This window comes from Streptomyces sp. NPDC020490, assembly GCF_044335305.1.
Taxonomy (GTDB): domain Bacteria; phylum Actinomycetota; class Actinomycetes; order Streptomycetales; family Streptomycetaceae; genus Streptomyces.
Genome location: NZ_JBIRUY010000016.1, coordinates 159,224 through 177,866, shown reverse-complemented (window position 1 = coordinate 177,866; position 18,643 = coordinate 159,224). Strand labels below are relative to the sequence as shown.

General features: G+C 72.6%; 16 protein-coding genes, 1 pseudogene and 1 riboswitch. Of the genes and pseudogenes, 8 read left to right on the top strand and 9 right to left on the bottom strand.

The window, feature by feature from the left end; translation table 11 throughout:
• Positions 1 to 324, top strand: a pseudogene (locus ACH4ZX_RS19085) (2-oxoglutarate ferredoxin oxidoreductase subunit alpha); the annotation flags it as partial.
• Positions 317 to 1,396 (top strand): 2-oxoacid:ferredoxin oxidoreductase subunit beta, encoded by a 1,080-nt coding sequence (locus ACH4ZX_RS19080; protein WP_398273644.1) that lies wholly within the window; start codon positions 317 to 319, stop codon positions 1,394 to 1,396. The pseudogene ACH4ZX_RS19085 and the gene ACH4ZX_RS19080, both read left to right, overlap by 8 nt.
• A gap of 70 nt (positions 1,397 to 1,466) precedes the next feature.
• Here the strand turns inward: ACH4ZX_RS19080 and ACH4ZX_RS19075 are convergent, their stop codons facing one another.
• Positions 1,467 to 1,811: a winged helix-turn-helix transcriptional regulator gene (locus tag ACH4ZX_RS19075; RefSeq protein ID WP_398273667.1), complete on the bottom strand. Its 345-nt coding sequence runs from the start codon at positions 1,809 to 1,811 to the stop codon at positions 1,467 to 1,469.
• Between the two features lie 138 nt (positions 1,812 to 1,949).
• Between ACH4ZX_RS19075 and ACH4ZX_RS19070 the strand changes: the two genes are divergently transcribed.
• A complete protein-coding gene (locus ACH4ZX_RS19070) occupies positions 1,950 to 2,804 on the top strand; it encodes an SDR family oxidoreductase (RefSeq protein ID WP_398273641.1) in 855 nt (284 codons plus the stop codon).
• Positions 2,805 to 2,939: 135 nt separating this feature from the next.
• On the top strand, positions 2,940 to 3,938 hold the full coding sequence (gene rarD, locus ACH4ZX_RS19065; protein ID WP_398273638.1) for an EamA family transporter RarD: 999 nt from the start codon (positions 2,940 to 2,942) through the stop codon (positions 3,936 to 3,938).
• Positions 3,939 to 3,957: 19 nt separating this feature from the next.
• Here the strand turns inward: rarD and ACH4ZX_RS19060 are convergent, their stop codons facing one another.
• The gene (locus ACH4ZX_RS19060) at positions 3,958 to 4,596 is read right to left on the bottom strand and encodes a CGNR zinc finger domain-containing protein (RefSeq protein ID WP_398273635.1); all 639 of its coding nucleotides are present in this window, start codon (positions 4,594 to 4,596) and stop codon (positions 3,958 to 3,960) included.
• Positions 4,597 to 4,617: 21 nt separating this feature from the next.
• On the opposite strand from ACH4ZX_RS19060, the gene ACH4ZX_RS19055 reads away from it, so the two are divergent.
• Positions 4,618 to 5,085 carry a VOC family protein gene (locus ACH4ZX_RS19055; RefSeq protein WP_398273632.1) on the top strand — a complete coding sequence of 156 codons (468 nt, stop codon included), beginning with the start codon at positions 4,618 to 4,620 and terminating at the stop codon, positions 5,083 to 5,085.
• A gap of 122 nt (positions 5,086 to 5,207) precedes the next feature.
• Here the strand turns inward: ACH4ZX_RS19055 and ACH4ZX_RS19050 are convergent, their stop codons facing one another.
• The 5 genes from ACH4ZX_RS19050 to ACH4ZX_RS19030 form a co-directional block, all read right to left on the bottom strand.
• On the bottom strand, positions 5,208 to 6,566 hold the full coding sequence (locus ACH4ZX_RS19050; protein WP_398273629.1) for a tetratricopeptide repeat protein: 1,359 nt from the start codon (positions 6,564 to 6,566) through the stop codon (positions 5,208 to 5,210).
• A gap of 275 nt (positions 6,567 to 6,841) precedes the next feature.
• Positions 6,842 to 7,726 (bottom strand): ABC transporter permease, encoded by an 885-nt coding sequence (locus ACH4ZX_RS19045; protein WP_398273626.1) that lies wholly within the window; start codon positions 7,724 to 7,726, stop codon positions 6,842 to 6,844.
• On the bottom strand, positions 7,713 to 8,687 hold the full coding sequence (locus ACH4ZX_RS19040) for an ABC transporter ATP-binding protein (protein WP_398273624.1): 975 nt from the start codon (positions 8,685 to 8,687) through the stop codon (positions 7,713 to 7,715). Before ACH4ZX_RS19040 ends, ACH4ZX_RS19045 begins: the two co-directional genes overlap by 14 nt.
• A 69-nt stretch (positions 8,688 to 8,756) precedes the next feature.
• Positions 8,757 to 10,007 (bottom strand): outer membrane lipoprotein carrier protein LolA, encoded by a 1,251-nt coding sequence (locus ACH4ZX_RS19035; protein WP_398273621.1) that lies wholly within the window; start codon positions 10,005 to 10,007, stop codon positions 8,757 to 8,759.
• 322 nt (positions 10,008 to 10,329) lie between these two features.
• Complete coding sequence (locus ACH4ZX_RS19030) at positions 10,330 to 11,340, bottom strand: polyprenyl synthetase family protein (protein WP_398273618.1); 1,011 nt, start codon at positions 11,338 to 11,340, stop codon at positions 10,330 to 10,332.
• A 744-nt stretch (positions 11,341 to 12,084) separates the two neighbouring features.
• Positions 12,085 to 12,257: riboswitch (cyclic di-AMP (ydaO/yuaA leader) on the top strand.
• Position 12,258: 1 nt separating this feature from the next.
• Here ACH4ZX_RS19030 and ACH4ZX_RS19025 point away from each other — a divergent pair.
• The gene (locus ACH4ZX_RS19025) at positions 12,259 to 12,741 is read left to right on the top strand and encodes a transglycosylase SLT domain-containing protein (protein ID WP_398273615.1); all 483 of its coding nucleotides are present in this window, start codon (positions 12,259 to 12,261) and stop codon (positions 12,739 to 12,741) included.
• Here the strand turns inward: ACH4ZX_RS19025 and ACH4ZX_RS19020 are convergent.
• Positions 12,738 to 13,550, bottom strand: coding sequence for an HAD family hydrolase (locus ACH4ZX_RS19020; protein WP_398273612.1), 813 nt, complete (start codon positions 13,548 to 13,550; stop codon positions 12,738 to 12,740). The genes ACH4ZX_RS19025 and ACH4ZX_RS19020 overlap by 4 nt on opposite strands.
• Positions 13,551 to 13,879: 329 nt before the next feature.
• On the opposite strand from ACH4ZX_RS19020, the gene fahA reads away from it, so the two are divergent.
• Positions 13,880 to 15,100, top strand: a complete 1,221-nt coding sequence (gene fahA / locus ACH4ZX_RS19015) for a fumarylacetoacetase (RefSeq protein ID WP_398273609.1) — start codon at positions 13,880 to 13,882, stop codon at positions 15,098 to 15,100.
• A gap of 339 nt (positions 15,101 to 15,439) precedes the next feature.
• Positions 15,440 to 16,381 (top strand): M56 family metallopeptidase, encoded by a 942-nt coding sequence (locus ACH4ZX_RS19010; protein WP_398273606.1) that lies wholly within the window; start codon positions 15,440 to 15,442, stop codon positions 16,379 to 16,381.
• A 60-nt stretch (positions 16,382 to 16,441) separates the two neighbouring features.
• Here the strand turns inward: ACH4ZX_RS19010 and recQ are convergent, their stop codons facing one another.
• A complete protein-coding gene (gene recQ, locus ACH4ZX_RS19005) occupies positions 16,442 to 18,499 on the bottom strand; it encodes a DNA helicase RecQ (protein ID WP_398273603.1) in 2,058 nt (685 codons plus the stop codon).
• Between the last annotated feature and the right edge of the window lie 144 nt (positions 18,500 to 18,643).

Sequence of the window (18,643 nt, the reverse complement as noted above, 5' to 3'; positions counted from 1 at the left end):
GACGACCCGCACGGCGCGGCCACCCTCGTCCTGGGCTGGGGCTCCACCTACGGCCCCATCACCGCCGCGGTCCGGCGCCTGCGCGCCGCCGGCGAGCCCGTCGCCCAGGCCCACCTGCGCCACCTCAACCCCTTCCCGAAGAACCTCGGCAGCGTCCTGGCCCGCTACGACAAGGTCGTCGTCCCGGAGATGAACCTCGGCCAGCTCGCCACGCTGATCCGGGCGAAATACCTGGTCGACGCCCACTCCTACAACCAGGTCAACGGCATGCCGTTCAAGGCCGAACAGCTCGCCACGGCTCTCAAGGAGGCCATCGATGGCTGAGACGTCCACGGAAGGCACGGGCACGATCGAGGCGCTTTCGCTCGTCCCCAAGGCCGAGGCCCGCCAGTCCCTGAAGGACTTCAAGTCCGATCAGGAGGTGCGCTGGTGTCCCGGCTGCGGTGACTACGCGATCCTCGCCGCGGTCCAGGGCTTCATGCCGGAACTGGGCCTGGCCAGGGAGAACATCGTCTTCGTCTCCGGCATCGGCTGCTCCTCGCGCTTCCCGTACTACATGAACACCTACGGCATGCACTCCATCCACGGCCGCGCCCCCGCCATCGCCACCGGCCTGGCCGCCTCCCGCCGGGACCTGTCCGTCTGGGTCGTCACCGGCGACGGCGACGCCCTCTCCATCGGCGGCAACCACCTCATCCACGCCCTGCGCCGCAACGTCAACCTCAAGATCCTGCTCTTCAACAACCGCATCTACGGCCTCACCAAGGGCCAGTACAGCCCCACCTCCGAGATCGGCAAGATCACCAAGTCGACGCCGATGGGATCGCTGGACGCCCCGTTCAACCCGGTCTCCCTGGCCCTCGGCGCCGAGGCGTCGTTCGTGGCCCGCACCGTCGACTCCGACCGCAAGCACCTCACCGACGTGCTGCGCCAGGCCGCCGCCCACCCCGGCACCGCCCTGATCGAGATCTACCAGAACTGCAACATCTTCAACGACGGCGCCTTCGAGGCCCTCAAGGACAAGCAGCAGGCCGAGGAAGCGGTGATCCGGCTGGAACACGGCAAGCCGATCCGCTTCGGCACCGACCTCTCCAAGGGCGTCGTACGCGATGCGGCGACCGGCGACCTGAAGGCCGTCGCGGTGACCCCGGAGAACGAGTCCGACGTCCTGGTGCACGACGCGCACTCCACCTCCCCGACCACCGCGTTCGCCCTGTCCCGGCTCGCCGACCCCGACACCCTGCACCACACCCCGATCGGCGTCTTCCGGTCCGTGGAGCGGCCGGTGTACGACACGCTGATGGCCGACCAGCTCGACACCGCGATCGAGCAGAACGGCAAGGGCGACCTGGCGGCGCTGCTCGCGGGCGGGGACACCTGGACGGTGGTGGGCTGAGGTACCGCTCCGTGCGTTGAGAGGGCCCGGATGCGCCATGGGCGATTGGCGCGTCCGGGCCCGTTGCACGTCATGACACAGACGCCCGTGCGGCGTCGTACCTCTCCCGCGCCTGCTGTACCGCCGCCATCCGTTCCTGCGTCCACTCCGCCAGCGCCCGCACCTGCTCGGCCGCCTCACGGCCGAGGCCGGTCAGGGAGTAGTCGACGCGGGGCGGGATCACCGGCTTGGCGTCCCGGTGGACCAGGCCGTCGCGTTCCAGGGTCTGGAGGGTCTGGGTGAGCATCTTCTCGCTCACCCGGCCGATGGCGCGGCGCAGTTCGCTGAAGCGGTGCGGGCGGTCGAGGAGCTGGATCAGGACCAGGACGCCCCAGCGGCTGGTCACGTGCTCCAGGACGAGGCGGTAGGGACACATCGCCTCGCCGGTGTCGTACGGGGCTGCTGCCCGGGCACTTACTTCCACGCAAGTACCTTACTTCAAGGTGGGTACTTTCTTTTAGTTAGCGCTCGACCTAGGGTCGGTGGCAACGCACCCCCACAAGGAGTTGTCACCATGAGCATCGTCGTCACCGGAGCCACCGGACACCTCGGCCGTCATGTCGTGGAGCAGTTGCTGGAGAAGGTCCCTGCCGAGCAGGTCACCGCCGTCGTGCGCGACGAGGCGAAGGCGGCCGGCCTCGCGGCGCGCGGCGTGCGGCTCGCGGTCGCCGACTACAACACCCCGGCGACCTTCGACGGCCTCTTCACCGCCGGCGACAAGGTGCTGCTCATCTCCGGCAACGAGTTCGACAAGGGCCGCGTCCGGCAGCACGAGGTCGTCATCGGCGCCGCGAAGAAGGCCGGCGTCGCCCTGCTCGCCTACACCAGCGCCCCCGGCACCCTGACGGCCGCGCTCGCCGACGACCACCGCGCCACCGAGGAGGCGCTGCTCGCCTCCGGCGTCCCGTACGTGCTGCTGCGCAACGGCTGGTACCACGAGAACTACACCGAGAACCTCGCCCCGGTGCTCCAGCACGGCGCCGTCGTCCAGGCCGCCGGCGACGGCCGGCTCTCCTCCGCCGCGCGCGCCGACTACGCGGCCGCCGCCGTCGCCGTCCTGACCGGCGAGGGGCACGAGAACCGGACGTACGAGCTCGGCGGCGACCAGGCGTGGAGCTTCGCCGAGTACGCGGCCGAGCTCAGCAGGCAGACCGGCAAGGAGATCGCCTACCGCCCCGTCTCCGTCGAGGACTACACCGGCATCCTGACCGGCGTCGGGCTGCCCGCTCCGCTCGCCGCGATCCTCGCGGGCGTCGACGCCTCCATCGAGAAGGGCGAGCTGGTCGTCGACAGCGGCGACCTCTCCCGCCTGACCGGCCGGCCGACCACCCCGCTCGCCGACGCCGTCGCCGCCGCGCTCAAGGGCTGACGCGGCACGCGTACGTCCGTGTCCCGAACACCCCGCCTGTCATGACCGTATGCCGATACGGGTATGACAAGCGGGGTGTCCGGCGTTACCTTCGAGGCCGGTACGCGCGTGCGGCCGGGCGAGAAGGAGGTACCCGTGACCGGGGAGTCGAGGAGCGAACGGCGCACAGGTCTGCTGAACGGCTTCGCGGCCTATGGGATGTGGGGGCTCGTGCCCCTCTTCTGGCCGCTCCTCAAGCCCGCCGGCGCGGTCGAGATCCTCGCCCACCGCATGGTCTGGTCCCTGCTCTTCGTGGGCGCCGCGCTGGTCTTCGTACGGCGCTGGGCGTGGGCCGGAGAGTTGCTGCGGCAGCCGCGCAGACTGGGGCTGGTCGCGGTCGGCGCGGCGTTCATCACCGTCAACTGGGGCGTGTACATCTGGGCGGTGAACACCGGGCACGTCGTCGAGGCCTCGCTCGGGTACTTCATCAACCCGCTGGTCACCATCGCCATGGGCGTGCTGCTGCTGAAGGAGCGGCTGCGGCCCGTGCAGTGGGCGGCGGTCGCGATCGGGTTCGCGGCCGTGCTCGTGCTCACCGTGGGGTACGGGCGACCGCCGTGGATCTCCCTCTGCCTCGCCTTCTCCTTCGCCACCTACGGGCTGGTGAAGAAGAAGGTCAACCTGGGCGGCATCGAGTCGCTGGCCGCCGAGACCGCGATCCAGTTCCTGCCCGCCCTGGGCTATCTGCTGTGGCTGTCCGCGCACGGTACGTCGAGCTTCACGGCCCAGGGTCCCGGCCACGCGGCGCTGCTCGCCTCGACCGGCGTGGTGACCGCGCTGCCCCTGGTCTGCTTCGGCGCGGCGGCGATCCGCGTGCCGCTGTCCACGCTGGGGCTGCTGCAGTACCTGGCGCCGGTGTTCCAGTTCATGATCGGCGTCCTGTACTTCCACGAGGCGATGCCGCCGGAGCGGTGGGCCGGGTTCGCGCTGGTGTGGCTGGCGCTGTGCCTGCTCACCGGGGACGCGTGGCGCACCGCGCGGCGCGTGCGCGCCGCGGTCCGCGTGCCCCGGGTGGACACACCCGCCCCGGCAACGGCTCCGGCACCGGCTTCTGCACCGGCTTCGGCTTCGGCTTCGGCTTCGGCAGACGCCTGACCGGCTCGGCACCGGCCGGTCAGGCCCGCCCCCGGCTCCGGTGTGCCCGCGCCTTCTCCCTGTTGCCGCAGTGCTCCATCGCGCACCACCTCCGCCGGCCCGGTCGCGAGGTGTCGACGAACAGGAGATGGCAGTCGTGGGCGTCGCAGACACGGATACGGCCGGCGTGCGGGCCGGTGAAGAGGTCGACGGCGTCCCGGGCGACGGTCGACAGCAGCGCGGTGGCCGTGGCGCCGGGCGCCCAGACGTGGGTGCCGTCCGGGGAGATGCGGGCGACGAGCGGCGGCTCGGCCGCGGCGGCGTTGACGACGTCCAGGTCCAGGGGGTCGAGGCGGCGACCGTGGGCACGGGCAGCGGTGAGGCGGAAGAGGGCGTCACGGACGGTGCGCGCCCGCGTCAGTTCCCGGTTGCTGACGGACACCTCGAGACCGTCCGGGAGGCGGCTGCGGGCCGCCCAGGCCGCCAGGTCGGCCGGCTGGTGCAGCACCTCGTAGCGCGCGAACGCGCCGGGGCCGCCGGTGGTCAGCAGTTCCAGGCACAGGGCGCCGGGGTCGAACCGGTAGGGCTTGCCGTCGTACGAGGTCAGCGTCAGGCCCGGCGGTCGGGGACGTCCGGGTGATTCCTGCGATTCCGGCGGTTCCGCCGCGCGCTCGCTCACATAACCAGTATAAGTGGTTAAATGGACACTCGACCGGCAGAACCCGTTCACTTCAAGCTCGTCGTCGACTCCGGAGATCCGCACGCGCAGGCCGACTTCTGGGCCGCGGCACTCGGCTACCAGGCAGAGGACAACAGCGCCCTCGTCCGGCGGCTGCTGCAGCTCGGCGCCCTGCCGGCCGAGGCCGCCGTCGACCACCACGGCCGCCCGGCCTTCCGGGACCTGATCGCCGTACGGCATCCGGACGATCCCTACGACGCGGACAGCGGGACCGGGCTGGGGCGGCGGCTGCTGTTCCAGCGGGTGCCGGAGGCGAAGACCGGCAAGAACCGGCTCCACCTCGACCTGCATCCCGGCGACGGGCGGCGGGACGGCGAGGTCGAACGGCTGGAGGGGCTGGGCGCGAGCGTGCTGCGGCGGGTGAAGGAGCCCGCCGGGGAGTGGGTGGTGATGGCGGACCCGGAGGGCAACGAGTTCTGCGTGCACTGACGCCGTCGCCGGCCCCGGCACGACATCGGCCGGCGTGCGGGCGCTCGGCGTGCGGGCGGCTCGGCGTCGGTCGGCGTGCGGACGGCTCGGCGTCGGTCAGCGTGCGGACGGTTCGGCGTCGGTCAGCGTGCGGACGGTTCGGCGTCGCGGCGGGCGCGGGCCGTGAGGCGGCCCATGCGGGCGCGTGCCGATTCCAGCCGCTCGATGTCGTCGGCGGCCGGGCCGCCCTCGGCCGCGAGTTCGGTCCACAGGCCGATCAGGTCGCGGCCCAGCGCCAGCCCCTGCTCCGGGTCCCGCACGGCCCGCCAGGCGGTGGCCGCGCTCTGGATGTTGCCGTACGCCGCCTCGGCGTCGCGGGTGCGGAAGATGCGGACGAGGGCGAGGGAGAGGCGGAAGGAGCGGACCGGGTCGCCGGCCAGGTAGGCGACGTACGCGGTCAGCTCACGCAGCCGGAGGACCTCCGGGTGCTCCGTGCCCAGAGTCGTGGACGCGTCGGCGATCGTTTGTTGCGCCAGCTCCGCCGCCACGTCCGTACGGCCCGACCTGACCGCCTCGCCGATGCGGGCCATCGGCTCCGTGAGGGGCGTGGGGACGGCGGGCGGGCGGTCGTCGAGGACGGCCTCGGCTACGGCGTCGAAGCCACGGGCGGGGGTGGGGGTGGGCCTGGGCTCGGGTTCCGGTTCGACGGGGATCAACAGGGGCTTGGACGCGGCGGGGGGTTGCGGGCGTGCCGTGGGAACGGGCCCGGAACGGACCTGGGCCACGCGCTCGCGTCCCCGCTCGGGTTCGTGCTCGGGTCCGTCCTCAGGGCCGCGCTCGGCCTGCGGCGGCACCGCGTCCATCAGCGGGGGCGGGCCGAACTCGCCGGTGGGGGACGCCACCGTGCCGGAAGCCAGGTCGTGCGCGGCTCCCGACGGTTCCGGCACGGCCCGCAGCGCGAAGGTCCGGGCGTTCCCGCCCGGCTGCTGCGGCTCCGGTACCGCCCGCAGCGGGAAGGTCGGCACGGCGTCCCGCACGGGCTCGGCGGCCGCCCGCACGACGTACTCGGGCGTACCTCGCCGCGGCCCCTCCGGCTGCCGCGCCAGGTCGGACTGCCCGTGCTCCGGCCGCGTACGCTCCGGCGCGGGCCGCGGTTCCCCGGCCGGCCGCACCGCCGCGCCGTCCGGCTCGGGCATCCGCACCGGCTCTCCGGTGAAGCCGCTGGAGCCGTCGGGACCGACCTCGAGGTGGACGACGTAGCCGATGCGCTCGTCGTGGACCGTGGCGTGCACGGGGTGCCCGGCGGCGAGGGCGAGGCGGTGGAGGTGGTTCAGCACGGCGTTCTGGATCTCCTCGCCGGCGGGCGCGGAGACCGGGACGCCGTCCACCGAGGCGGCGCCGGCATCCGAGACGCGGACGTCGATCGGCGGCGCCACGAGGGCCGCGGAGGGCGCCGCGGCGCGCTGGGTGTCCCGCTTCTTCTCGCGGCTGAGTCGAGTCATCGTTCCCTCACTCGGATGCGTCGGGAGTCGAGCGGACGGCGTGTTCGGGTCCATGGTGCTCCCTCCCGCCGTCGGGCCCGCGCTTCCCCGGCGTCACGATCCGGTCGTGCGCGTACGGTCGAGTCTCTCCGGTCGCTCCCGGTTCTCACGTCACCGCAGCGTCACAGACTCGTCCCAGGACCCAGGACCCAGGACTCAGGACTCAGGACCCAGGACTCAGGAATTCGGGACCAGGATCCAGGACGCAGGAGCCGGCCCCGGACCCGGACCCGGCGTTACGCCATGACGTCCTTCGCCGTGAAGCGCGCCCACGCCGCCGAACCGAACACCGCCGCGTACAGGGCCTGTAGGCCGAGGTTCCTGACCAGGTCGTCCCAGTAGACCGGGTCGCGCATCAGGTCGGCGAAGGACAGCCAGTAGTGGGAGAAGAAGTACGGCTGAACGGCGTGGAGTTGGGGGATCTGGTCGAGGATCTGAATCGTGATCAGCAGGCCCACCGTCGTCGCCATCGCCGCGATGCCGCTGTTGGTGAGCGTCGACACGAACAGGCCCAGGGCCGCCATGCCGACCAGGGACGCGGCGACGACCAGCGCGATGAGCAGGGCCCGGCCCAGGCCCTCGGCGAAGCCGATCCGCGTGCCGGAGATGGTCGTGAGGTCGCCGAGGGGGAAGAGGAGGGCGCCCACCGTCAGCGCGGACACGGCGACCACGAGGGTGGCCACCAGGCAGAACGACAGCACGGTCGCGTACTTGGTGAGCAGCAGGCGGGTACGGCCGGCGGGGGCGACCAGGAGGTAGCGCAGGGTGCCCGCGTTCGCCTCGCCGGCGATCGCGTCGCCCGCGACGACGCCGATCGCCATCGGCAGGAAGAACGGGAGCGTCGCGGCCAGCGCGGTGAAGACCAGGAACAGTCCGTTGTTGGTGATCTGCGAGATGAAGGCCGGGCCCTCGCCCCCGCCGCGCTCCACCGACGAGCCGTCGCTCGTCTCGATCTTCACCGCGATCCCCACCAGCACCGGCACGGCCGCCAGCACGCCCAGCAGGGCCAGCGTGCGCCAGCGCCGGAAGGTGGTGCGCAGTTCGCTGCGGAAGAGGCCGAGCGACCACAGCGGATTCGGCGTGCGCGCCTCGGCGACGCTCCCGGCCTCAGCCCGCGACATCGAACCCCTCCCCCGTCAGTGCCACGAACGCGTCCTCCAGCGAGGCCCGTTCGACGCCGAAGCCGCGGACCCGGACGCCGGCCGTCACCAGCGCGGCGTTGACCTCCGCGAGGTCGCGGTCCGGCGGCTCGGCGGTGACCCGGTCGCCGGCCACGACGACGTCGCCGGCGCCCTGCTCCTTCAGCACCCGGGCCGCGTCCTGGGGGTCGGGCGTGGTCACCACCAGGCGGCCGCGCGTCCCCGCCGCCAGGTCGGCCACCGCGCCCTGCGTGACGAGGCGGCCCTGCGCCATGACCGCGGCGTGCGTGCAGACCTGCTCGATCTCGTCGAGGAGGTGGGAGGAGAGGAAGACGGTCGTGCCGTCCGACGCCAACTCCCGTACCAGGGAACGGATCTCCCGCATGCCCTGCGGGTCGAGGCCGTTGGTCGGCTCGTCCAGCACCAGCAGCCTGCGGGGCCGCAGCAGCGCGGCGGCGAGGCCGAGCCGCTGCTTCATGCCCAGCGAGTAGGCCCTGGCCTTCTTGCCGGCCGCCGTCGTCAGCCCCACCCGGTCCAGCGCCGCCGCGACACGCGCGCGCCGGGTGCGCGGGTCGGCGGTCGGGTCGGCCGCGTCGTAGCGCAGCAGGTTGTCGCGGCCGGAGAGGAAGCCGTACAGGGCCGGGCCCTCGATGAGGGCCCCGACGTGCGGGAGCACGGCGCGCGCGGCGCGCGGCATGGGGCGCCCGAGGACGTGCGCCGTGCCCGACGTCGGCTCGATCAGGCCCATCAGCATGCGGATGGTGGTGGTCTTGCCGGAGCCGTTCGGACCGAGGAAGCCGAAGACGCTGCCCGCCGGGACGGTCAGGTCCAGGCCGTCGACGGCGAGCTGCCCGCCGCGGTAGCGCTTGGTGAGCGCGCGGGTGACGATGACGCCGTCGCCCGCGCCGTGCGCGCCCGGCTCCGTGGCGGACGTCCCCTCCATCGGCTCCCTCGATCCGTCGTGCCCGTACGGTGATTGTCGGCCCGTACGGTGGTGTCGGCCCGTGCGGTTTTACTTCCCTTCGCCGGCGGCCTTCACCAGCGCGTCCTTGGTCACGGCGCCGACGTAGACCTTGCCGTCGTCGGTGACCAGGGCGTTGATCAGACGGGTCTTGAAGACCGTGCCCGAGCCGAAGCGGCCGGACACCTTGTCGCCGAGCGAGTCGAGGAAGCCGCCGAAGGCGCCGTCGGACCCGGAGCCGGACGGGACGCCCTGGCCCCCGGTGTCGAAGACGGCGACGGAGTTCCAGCCCTCGCCGATGACCTTCAGCCCGTCGGAGCCCTGACCGAAGCCCGGGCCGAACCCCTGACCGAAGCCCTGACCGAAGTCCTGGCCGAGGCCCTCGGTGTCACCGTGGCCCTTCCGGGCGTGCCCGGTCGTACCGCCCTCGGTGATCTTCGCGCCCTTGGGAGGCGTGAAGTCGAAGGTGGACGCCGCCGGCGCGGCGAAGCTGACCTGGGTGAAGCCGGCGTCGACCACCGCGGCGCCGCCGCTCGCGGGCGTCAGCGTGAACTTCAGCGGCATCCCGGTCTTCGCGTCCACGGCGACGGTGATCTGGCCGACGGTCGAGCCGGACTGCTTCGGCTTGACGACCAGGCGGTAGGCGTCCCGGCCGGCGACCTGCGCGGTGCCCTCGACGGTCACCGAGGTCGTGTCGTCGACGGCCTTCAGAGCGTCCTCGGTGAGGTCCTTCGGCGTGCCGGGCAGGTCTTCCCGCCGCTGCTCGCGCGCCGCGCCGCCGGAGTCGGTCGCGTGGTATACCTCGTTCAACTTGCTGTCGTAGCCCCACACGTCCTTGCCGTCGCGGATGAGGCTGTACTCGGCCGCGTCCTCCAGCAGGGACAGCTTCTGCTTCTCGGGGCCGTCGGCCGCCACGCGCAGGGTGTGGGTGCCGGAGGCCAGTTCGGGGAGCTTGCTGGACGGGTCCGCGGAGGAGCCGGCGCCGCCGGACCCGGAGGCGCCGGAGGCAAGCGAGCTCGACAGCCCGCCGAAGTCGGGCAGCCCCAGGTCCGTGCTGATCTTCACCGTGCCGGACAGCTGCTGCACGTCCGACTTCGCGATCTTCTCGATGAGTTGCTGCGCGCTGATCTTCGGCAGGTCGGGGTCCCCGGAGTCGGCGAGCGCGGGGACGAGCCCGATGGTCGCCGCCGCCACCCCCACGACCGCGACCGGGACGACGTACCGCGCGGCCTTGCGGCGTCCCGCGCGCAGGTCGTCGGCCTCCCCGGCGATCGTGCTGTCGTCGGATCCGTACGGTGCCATGTGTGCCTTACCTCCGTCGTCGGCGGCGGCTGCTCCACTCACGATTCACCCCGAGCCGCCATTCTCACCCGAATCGGTGAGGATTGGTGTTTTCCGTGGTCTCCATCTGACCAAATCGCCCGTCAGGAAGCGTCAGACCGCGGAGCCAACTCCGTGTACGCCTGGGGTATGACACGAGAGGGCGGAGCGTCCGCCTACCCGTAGGGGTGCGGTGCGGCGGCGTGACGTACGCCACTTCGTGAGTGACTCCGACACAGGGCCGAGTCCGGGACAAGCCGGACCACACCACACAGAACCGCACAGAACCTGGCCGCCGGGAGTGTCACCCGGCGCGGTGCACCACCGCGTCGCACAGCTGCACCAGCGCCGCCTTCGCGTCGCATTCCGGGAGCGGGGCGAGGGCCGCCCGGGCGTCCTCCGCGTACCGCACGGTGTCGCGCCGCGCCTGCTCCAGCGCGGGATGCGCCCGCAGCTCCGCCAGCGCCCGGGCGTGCCGCGCGTCGTCGCTCAGGTCGGAGTCCAGCAGCTCGCACAGGGCGATGTCCTCGGCGAGCCCCAGCCGGGCCGCCCGCTCCCGCAGCCGCAGCACCGGCAGCGTCGGGACGCCCTCCCGCAGGTCCGTGCCCGGGGTCTTCCCGGACTCGTGCGAGTCGGAGGCGATGTCCAGCACGTCGTCGGCCAGCTGGAAGGCGACACCGAGCCGCTCCCCGTACTGGGTGAGCACGTCGACGACCGTCTCGTCGGCGCCGGACATCATCGCGCCGAACCGGCAGGACACGGCCACCAGCGACCCCGTCTTGCCGCCCAGGACGTCGAGGTAGTGCTCGACGGGGTCCCGGCCGTCCTGCGGGCCCGCGGTCTCCAGGATCTGCCCGGTGACCAGCCGCTCGAACGCCTCGGCCTGCACCCGGACCGCCTCGGGCCCCAGGTCGGCCAGGATGTGCGAGGCGCGGGCGAACAGGAAGTCGCCGGTGAGGACCGCCACCGAGTTGCCCCAGCGGGTGTTCGCGCTGTCCACGCCGCGCCGCACCGCCGCCTCGTCCATGACGTCGTCGTGGTACAGGGTCGCGAGGTGGGTCAGCTCCACGACCACGGCCGACGGCACGATCCCCGGCGCGTACGGGTCACCGAACCGGGCGGCGAGCATCACGAGAAGCGGACGGAACCGCTTTCCGCCCGCCCGCACCAGGTGCTGGGCGGCCTCCGTGATGAAGGGGACCTCGCTCTTGGTGGCTTCGAGCAGTCCCTCCTCGACAGCCGCCATTCCGGCCTGGACATCGGCTTCCAGAGCCTGGTCCCGCACGCTCAGCCCGAATGGCCCGACGACGGTCACGAGGGGTCTCCTGTCTGCTGGTGTCTGCTGGCGATTACACGGTTTGTCGATAGGTCGCTGCCCCCACTCAAGTCAGCGTATCCGGTCGGCTTTCGATCACCCATGCCGCCCACCCGTCCAGCACGGGCGGTATCGGATCACGGCCGCTGTGTTTTCGATCACCAGATACGAACGGACATTTATAGACATACCCGATCGGCCGACAAGGGAAGCATGCGCCGGAGACCGGCGGCCGGGCAGCACCCGCACCGGGACCTCTCCGACATGGCCACTTTGACGTGGGCACGCACGGCGGCCCCTGCGGCACGGAAGGACACCGCCCGGCCGGCGACCACCCGCCGACCGCCAGTCGAACCACTCACGGGCCGCCCACGGGCCGCCCACGGGCCGCCCGCCAACCCTCCACCGAGTTCACCACCGGGCGACAGTCCGCCCACATGACACCACCCCGACCCACGAGCGGCCCATTGCAACCGAGTTGGCCTCATTGACCGTTTTGCCGCACTTGTGAATCACCGTGAGTTGGCTCACGCCCACCTCCGTGCCGCCGCCCGCTCGTCACCCCCTCACATCCCTTTCTCTTCGGCCCATTTGACCCTTGACTGCCGCAAAGGATCAAGCACCCCATACGCCCCGTATCAAGGTCAAACAGCACGGCATACGAAACCGCCACTTGTTCCGGACATGTGCTCTCGCATACGTTCCCGGCCTGTCGGGCGGACGCCGAATCCTGCCGCCGCCCGGGAACAGCCATCGACGAACTCACGCACGGCAGGAGCGGGGGAACCAGGTAAGTCGCCGGACCGGGCACGTCCCGGGCCGGCTAGGGGTGAAGTCGCGTCGCCGCAGGGCGAGGCGTCCGGGCATCTCCCGCCCGAACCCGACAGCTCACCTCGCAGGCGCCGGAGAGGAACCGTCATGTCTGCAGCTGCCCGGCACCCCCGCGTCAGAAACTCCCGTCTCGTCCGCAAACTCGCCGTCGCCGGCACGGGCCTCGCCGTGCTCGCCCTGCCGCTCGTCGGTGCGACCGAGGCGTCCGCGGCCACCTCGACCACCGTGACCGCCGCCTCGCTGGGCTACCCCAACAACCTCGACGGCTGGATCCGGGCCTCCCTCAGCGTCATGGCGCAGCACGGCATCCCGGGCTCCTACAACGGCATCTACCGCAACGTCATGCGCGAGTCCTCGGGCAACCCGAACGCGATCAACAACTGGGACTCGAACGCCGCCGCCGGCACCCCCTCCAAGGGCCTGCTGCAGGTCATCGACCCGACGTTCGCCGCCTACCACGTGCCCGGCACGTCGTACGACCCCTACGACCCGGTCGCGAACATCACCGCCGCCTGCAACTACGCGGCCAAGCGCTACGGCTCGATCGACAACGTCTACGGCGCCTACTAGGCCCCGCAGAACAGCCGCTCGAGGACGACGGCGATGCCGTCGTCCTCGTTCGACAGGGTGATCTCGTCGGCGACGGCGAGGAGTTCGGGGTGGGCGTTGGCCATGGCGACGCCGTGGGCGGCCCAGTCGAACATGGGGATGTCGTTGGGCATGTCCCCGAAGGCGATCGTCTCGTGCGGGCCCAGGCCGAGGTGTTCGGCGGCCAGCGCGAGGCCGGTCGCCTTGGTGACCCCGCACGGCTGGAGCTCGACGGTGCCGGGTCCCGACATGGTGACCGTGGCGAGGGGACCGACCACCGCGCGCGCCGTCTCCGTCAACTCGTCGTCGGTGAGGTCGGGGTGACGCAGCAGCACCTTGCTGATCGGCGCGCTCCACAGGTCGTCGCGCCGCCCGACCCGCACGGCGGGCAGGGTGGGGTGCGGCATGAGGTAGCCGGGCTCGATGAGCGTGAGCCCGTCGACGCCGTCCTGGTCGACGGCCGCGTACACCTCCCCCACCTCGGCCTCTATCTTCCCGAGCGCGGTCTCGGCCAGTTCCCGGTCCAGGGTGACGGACCACAGCAGGCGGTCCGCCGCGGCGTCGTAGACCTGTGCGCCCTGCGCGCACACCGCGAGCCCGCCGCCGCCCAGGGCGTCCAGCAGCGACCGTACGCGCGGCGCCGGCCGGCCCGTGACGACGAGGTGCCGGGCGCCGGCCTCCGCCGCGCGCGCGAGCGCGGCGAGGGAGCGGTCGGAGAGCGTGTCGTCGCTTCGGAGCAGGGTGCCGTCCAGGTCGGTGGCGACGAGTGTGTATGCGGTGGGTGCGGCCATGATCAGAGAATACGGACCGGGCGGCGCGCCGACTCACCGCGCCCGGACGGCGGTTGCGGAGCCCCGCCCCGCACCCGGTTCACCGCACCCGCCTCACCGCACCCGCCTCACCGCACCCGCTTCGCCGAAGGAGCCCGCGGCCGGCAGCCCGGTGAGGTACAGGCCCGGCACCGACGGCACGGAGCCCGCGCCCGGTCCGGGCGTGCCGCGGCTCACCACGCGGTACCCGACACTGCCCAGGACAACTGCCCAAGGCAGGCGACTCGGCCGTAACGTGTGGCGCGGCCACATGACGGTACGCGACACATGGTGAGAGTGAGGCAGCACCCATGCCCCCCTTCGATGTCCCCGAGGGCGACCCCTTCGGCCCGCACAACCTTCCCTACGGCGTCTTCTCGCCCGAGGGGTCCGCCGACCGGACCGTGGGCGTCCGCCTCGGCGACCACGTCCTCGACGCGGGCGCGGCGGCAGTGGCGCTCGGCTCCCCGTACGCCTCCCTGCTCGCGCGGCCCTCGCTGAACCCGCTCCTCGCCGCAGGCCGCACCGCCTGGTCGGACGTGCGGCGCGCGCTGACGGCGTGGGTGACCGTGCCCGCCCACCGGGAGACGGTCGAACGGTTCCTGCACCCGCTGTCCGCGGTGACCCTGCACCTCCCCTTCGAGGTCGCGGACTACGTCGACTTCTACGCCTCCGAGAACCACGCACGGAACGTCGGGCAGATCTTCCGCCCCGACGCCGCCGACTCGCTGACCCCCAACTGGAAGCACCTGCCGATCGGTTACCACGGCCGGTCGGGCACGGTGGTCGTCTCCGGCACGGACGTCGTCCGCCCGTCGGGGCAGCGCAAGGCCCCGAGCGACGCCACGCCCGTCTTCGGACCGTCCGTCCGGCTGGACATCGAGGCCGAGGTCGGCTTCGTGGTGGGCGTGGAGTCGCGGATGGGCCGGCCGGTGGCCCTCGGCGACTTCCGCGACCACGTCTTCGGGCTGTGCCTGCTCAACGACTGGTCGGCGCGCGACATCCAGGCCTGGGAGTACGTCCCCCTCGGCCCGTTCCTCGGCAAGTCCTTCGCCACCTCGGTGTCGGCGTGGATCACCCCGCTGGACGCGCTGGAGGAGGCCCGGGTGGCGCCGCCCGAGCGCACGCACCCGCTGCTGCCCTACCTGGACGACTCCGGCTCCGTGGACGAGCCGGGCGGCTACGACCTGAGGATCTCCGTCGCGATCAACGGCCACGTCGTCTCCGAGCCCCCCTTCTCCACCATGTACTGGACGGCCGCGCAGCAACTGGCGCACATGACCGTCAACGGGGCCTCGCTGCGCACCGGCGACCTGTACGGCTCGGGCACGGTGAGCGGCGCCGAGCCGGCGCAGCGCGGGTCCCTGCTGGAGCTGACCTGGAACGGGCGGGACCCGCTCGAACTCCCCGACGGCAAGCGCACGTTCCTGGAGGACGGGGACGTGGTGACGCTGTCGGCGTGGGCGCCCGGACCGGGCGGGGTCCGGGTGGGCGTCGGCGAGGTGACGGGGAGGGTAGTGCCCCAGCAGTGATCCGGCGGGGCCGGGACGACGCGGCCCCGGCCTGCGACGGCCCGGGCGTGCACCCCGGGGTGCGGCCAGGGGTGCACGCCCGGCGTGACGTGGCCCGGTGAGACGGCCGGGCGGCGGGACCGGGCGGCCGGGAGCCGGGCCGCGGGGCCGCGGCCCGGCGGGGCCGGGAGCGCGGCGGGGGCGGAACTGTGACGGTGGCGGCACGTGACGTAGTCGTCCGCTTCCGACTCCTGACTCCCGCGTCCGCCGCCGTCATACTGGCGGCTGGCGCGTCGTCCTTCGGGTCCGTACGCCGGCACCACCGCACCCCTCCTGCGACCAGCAACCGGAGTTCGTGGCATGACCGTCTGTCTGCTCCTGCTGAGCGTCGTCGCCCTGACGGCCGCCGTGCCGGCGCCGCGTGCGCTGGTGCGGGCCGGGTGGCCCGACCGGGAGCCGGTGGTCGCGCTGTGGGTGTGGCAGTGCCTGGTGGCCACGGTCCTGCTGTGCTGCCTGACCGCCCTGCTGCTGGGCGCCGCCGCCGTCTTCGGCACCGTGCGCGCCCAGCTCTTCGCGCCCGCGCCGGCCGCGGTCACCGCCGCGTACGACCTGTCCGCCGCCCCGCCCTGGGCCGCCGCGCTGACCCTGCTGCTGGCGTGCGGCGCGGCCTGGACGACCGCGATGCTCGCCCGGGAGCTCGTCGAGGCGCGCCGGCGCCGTCTCCGGGCCCGCGCGCACCTGCGCGAACGCGCCCCCGAGCTGCCCGCCGGGCTGGGGGAACCGGCACGCGGTCCGCTGCTGGTGCTGGAGGACGAGTACCCGGACGCCTGGTGGATGCCGGGCAGCCCGCCCCAGCTGGTCGTCACGACCGGCGCGCTGCACCGCCTCACCGACCACCAGCTCAACGCCGTCCTCACCCACGAGCGCGGTCACGCGCGCGCCCGCCACGACTGGCTGCTGCACCTGTCGACCGCGCTGGCGACCGGGTTCCCGCGGGTACCGCTGTTCGCCCACTTCTGCGACCAGACGCACCGGCTGGTGGAACTGGCCGCCGACGACACCGCCTCCCGCCGGTGGGGCCACCTGACGACCGCGCTGGCGCTGATCGAGCTGAACCAGCACCGCGGCGTCCTGTCCTGCGCCTCCAGCCGCCGCCTGCTCGGCGAGCGCGTCGACCGGCTCCTCGAGCCGCCGCCCCGGCTGGGCCGCCGGGACCGGGCGCTCACCACGACGGCGGCGGCGCTGGTGCCGTTGCTGCCGCTGCTGATCGCGTTCGCCCCCGGCCTCACGGCACTGAACTGACCGCGACATCCCCGACAGCCCTACATCCGTATCCCCACGTATCCCCACATCCGTATATCCCTACATCCAGTCGTCCGGCTCCGGCTCCGCGTCCATCTCGGGCCAGTCGTGACCGTCGCCGGGGTCGCCGCTGCCGGGACCGGCGGTACCCGGGCCGGCGCTGCCGGGCTCTCCGTCCGTCGCCGGGGCCGTGCCGGGTGCCCCGCTCAGGGAGGCCAGCACCGCGAGGACGCCCTCCCCGTACGTCGCCAGCTTCTTCTCGCCGACCCCGCTGACGCCGCCGAGCTGCGCGACGGACGTGGGCCAGGCCGTGGCGATCTCCCGCAGCGTGGCGTCGTGGAAGATCACGTAGGCCGGGACGCCCTGCTCACGGGCCTGTTCGGCGCGCCAGGCGCGCAACGCCTCGAAGGCGGGCTGCAGTTCCGCGGGCAGCTCGGCCGCCGCGGCCCTGGGCTTGCGCTCGCCCCGGCCCGAACCCGCACCGGCGCCCGCGCCCGCCGAGCCCGACCGCGAGGTCGTCGGCTTCTTCGGCTCCTTGCGCAGCGGCACCTCCCGCTCGCGCCGCAGCACCGAACCGCTGGCCTCGGTCAGCACCAGCGTGCCGTACTCCCCCTCGACCGCGAGGAGTCCCTGTGCCAGCAACTGCCTTACGACACCTCGCCATTCGCCCTCGGTGAGTTCCTCGCCGATGCCGAACACCGACAACTGGTCGTGGTCGAACTGGATCACCTTCGCCGTGCGCCGGCCCAGCAGGATGTCGACGATCTGCACCGCGCCGAACTTCTGGCCGCGCTCCCGCTGCAGCCGCACCACCGTCGACAGCACCTTCTGGGCCGCGACCGTGCCGTCCCAGGTCTCGGGCGGTGCCAGGCAGGTGTCGCAGTTGCCGCAGCCCGCCGGGTCGGGGTCCTGCCCGAAGTAGGCGAGGAGCTGGCCGCGGCGGCACTGGGCCGTCTCGCACAGCGCCAGCATGGAGTCGAGATGGGCGGCGGAACGGCGGCGGAACGCCTCGTCGCCCTCCCCCGACTGGATCAGCTTGCGCTGCTGTATGACGTCGTTGAGGCCGTACGCCATCCACGCCGTCGACGGCAGTCCGTCGCGGCCCGCGCGGCCCGTCTCCTGGTAGTACCCCTCGACGGACTTGGGCAGGTCGAGATGGGCGACGAAGCGGACGTCGGGCTTGTCGATGCCCATGCCGAAGGCGATGGTCGCCACCACGACCAGGCCGTCCTCGCGCAGGAACCGGGACTGGTGCGCCGCGCGCGTGCCCGCGTCCAGGCCCGCGTGGTACGGCACCGCCTCGACGCCATTGCGGGAGAGGAACTCGGCCGTCTTCTCGACCGAGTTGCGCGAGAGGCAGTACACGATGCCCGCGTCCCCCGCGTGTTCCTCGCGCAGGAAGCTCAGCAGCTGCTTCTTGGGGTCGGCCTTGGGGACGATCCGGTACTGGATGTTGGGCCGGTCGAAGCTCGCCACGAAGTGCCGGGCGTCCGGCATGTTCAGCCGCTGCGTGATCTCCTGGTGCGTCGCGTGCGTGGCCGTCGCCGTCAGCGCGACCCGCGGGACGTCCGGCCAGCGCTCACCGAGCAGGGAGAGCGCGAGGTAGTCGGGCCGGAAGTCGTGGCCCCACTGGGACACGCAGTGCGCCTCGTCGATCGCGAAGACCGCGATCTTGCCGCGGGAGAGCAGGTCCAGCGTCGCGTCGAGCCGCAGCCGCTCCGGCGCCAGGTACAGCAGATCCAGCTCGCCGGCGAGGAATTCGGCCTCCACCACCCGGCGCTCGTCGAAGTCCTGCGTGGAGTTCATGAACCCGGCGCGCACGCCCAGCGCCCGCAGCGCGTCCACCTGGTCCTGCATCAGCGCGATCAGCGGGGAGACCACCACGCCCGTGCCGGGTCTGACCAGGGACGGGATCTGGTAGCACAGCGACTTGCCGCCGCCGGTCGGCATGAGGACCACCGCGTCGCCGCCGGCCACCACATGCTCGATGACCGCTTCCTGCTCGCCGCGGAAGGCCTCGTATCCGAAGACCCGGCGCAGCGTGGCCAGCGCCTCGCTGTCGGTCGTCCCCGGGTCCGTCATCACTGGCATCTCGCTGATCCCGCCCGTCCCGCCCATTGCCCGATTCCCCGCCGGTGGTCCCTCGACCACTGCCTCCACGATAGGGCTCCGCACCGACAGACCCACGAGTTATCCACAGGCTCGCACAATGCCGTGGACCGTCTGCCGCGCCGTCGTGGCTGGTCGGGCGGTTCCCCGCGC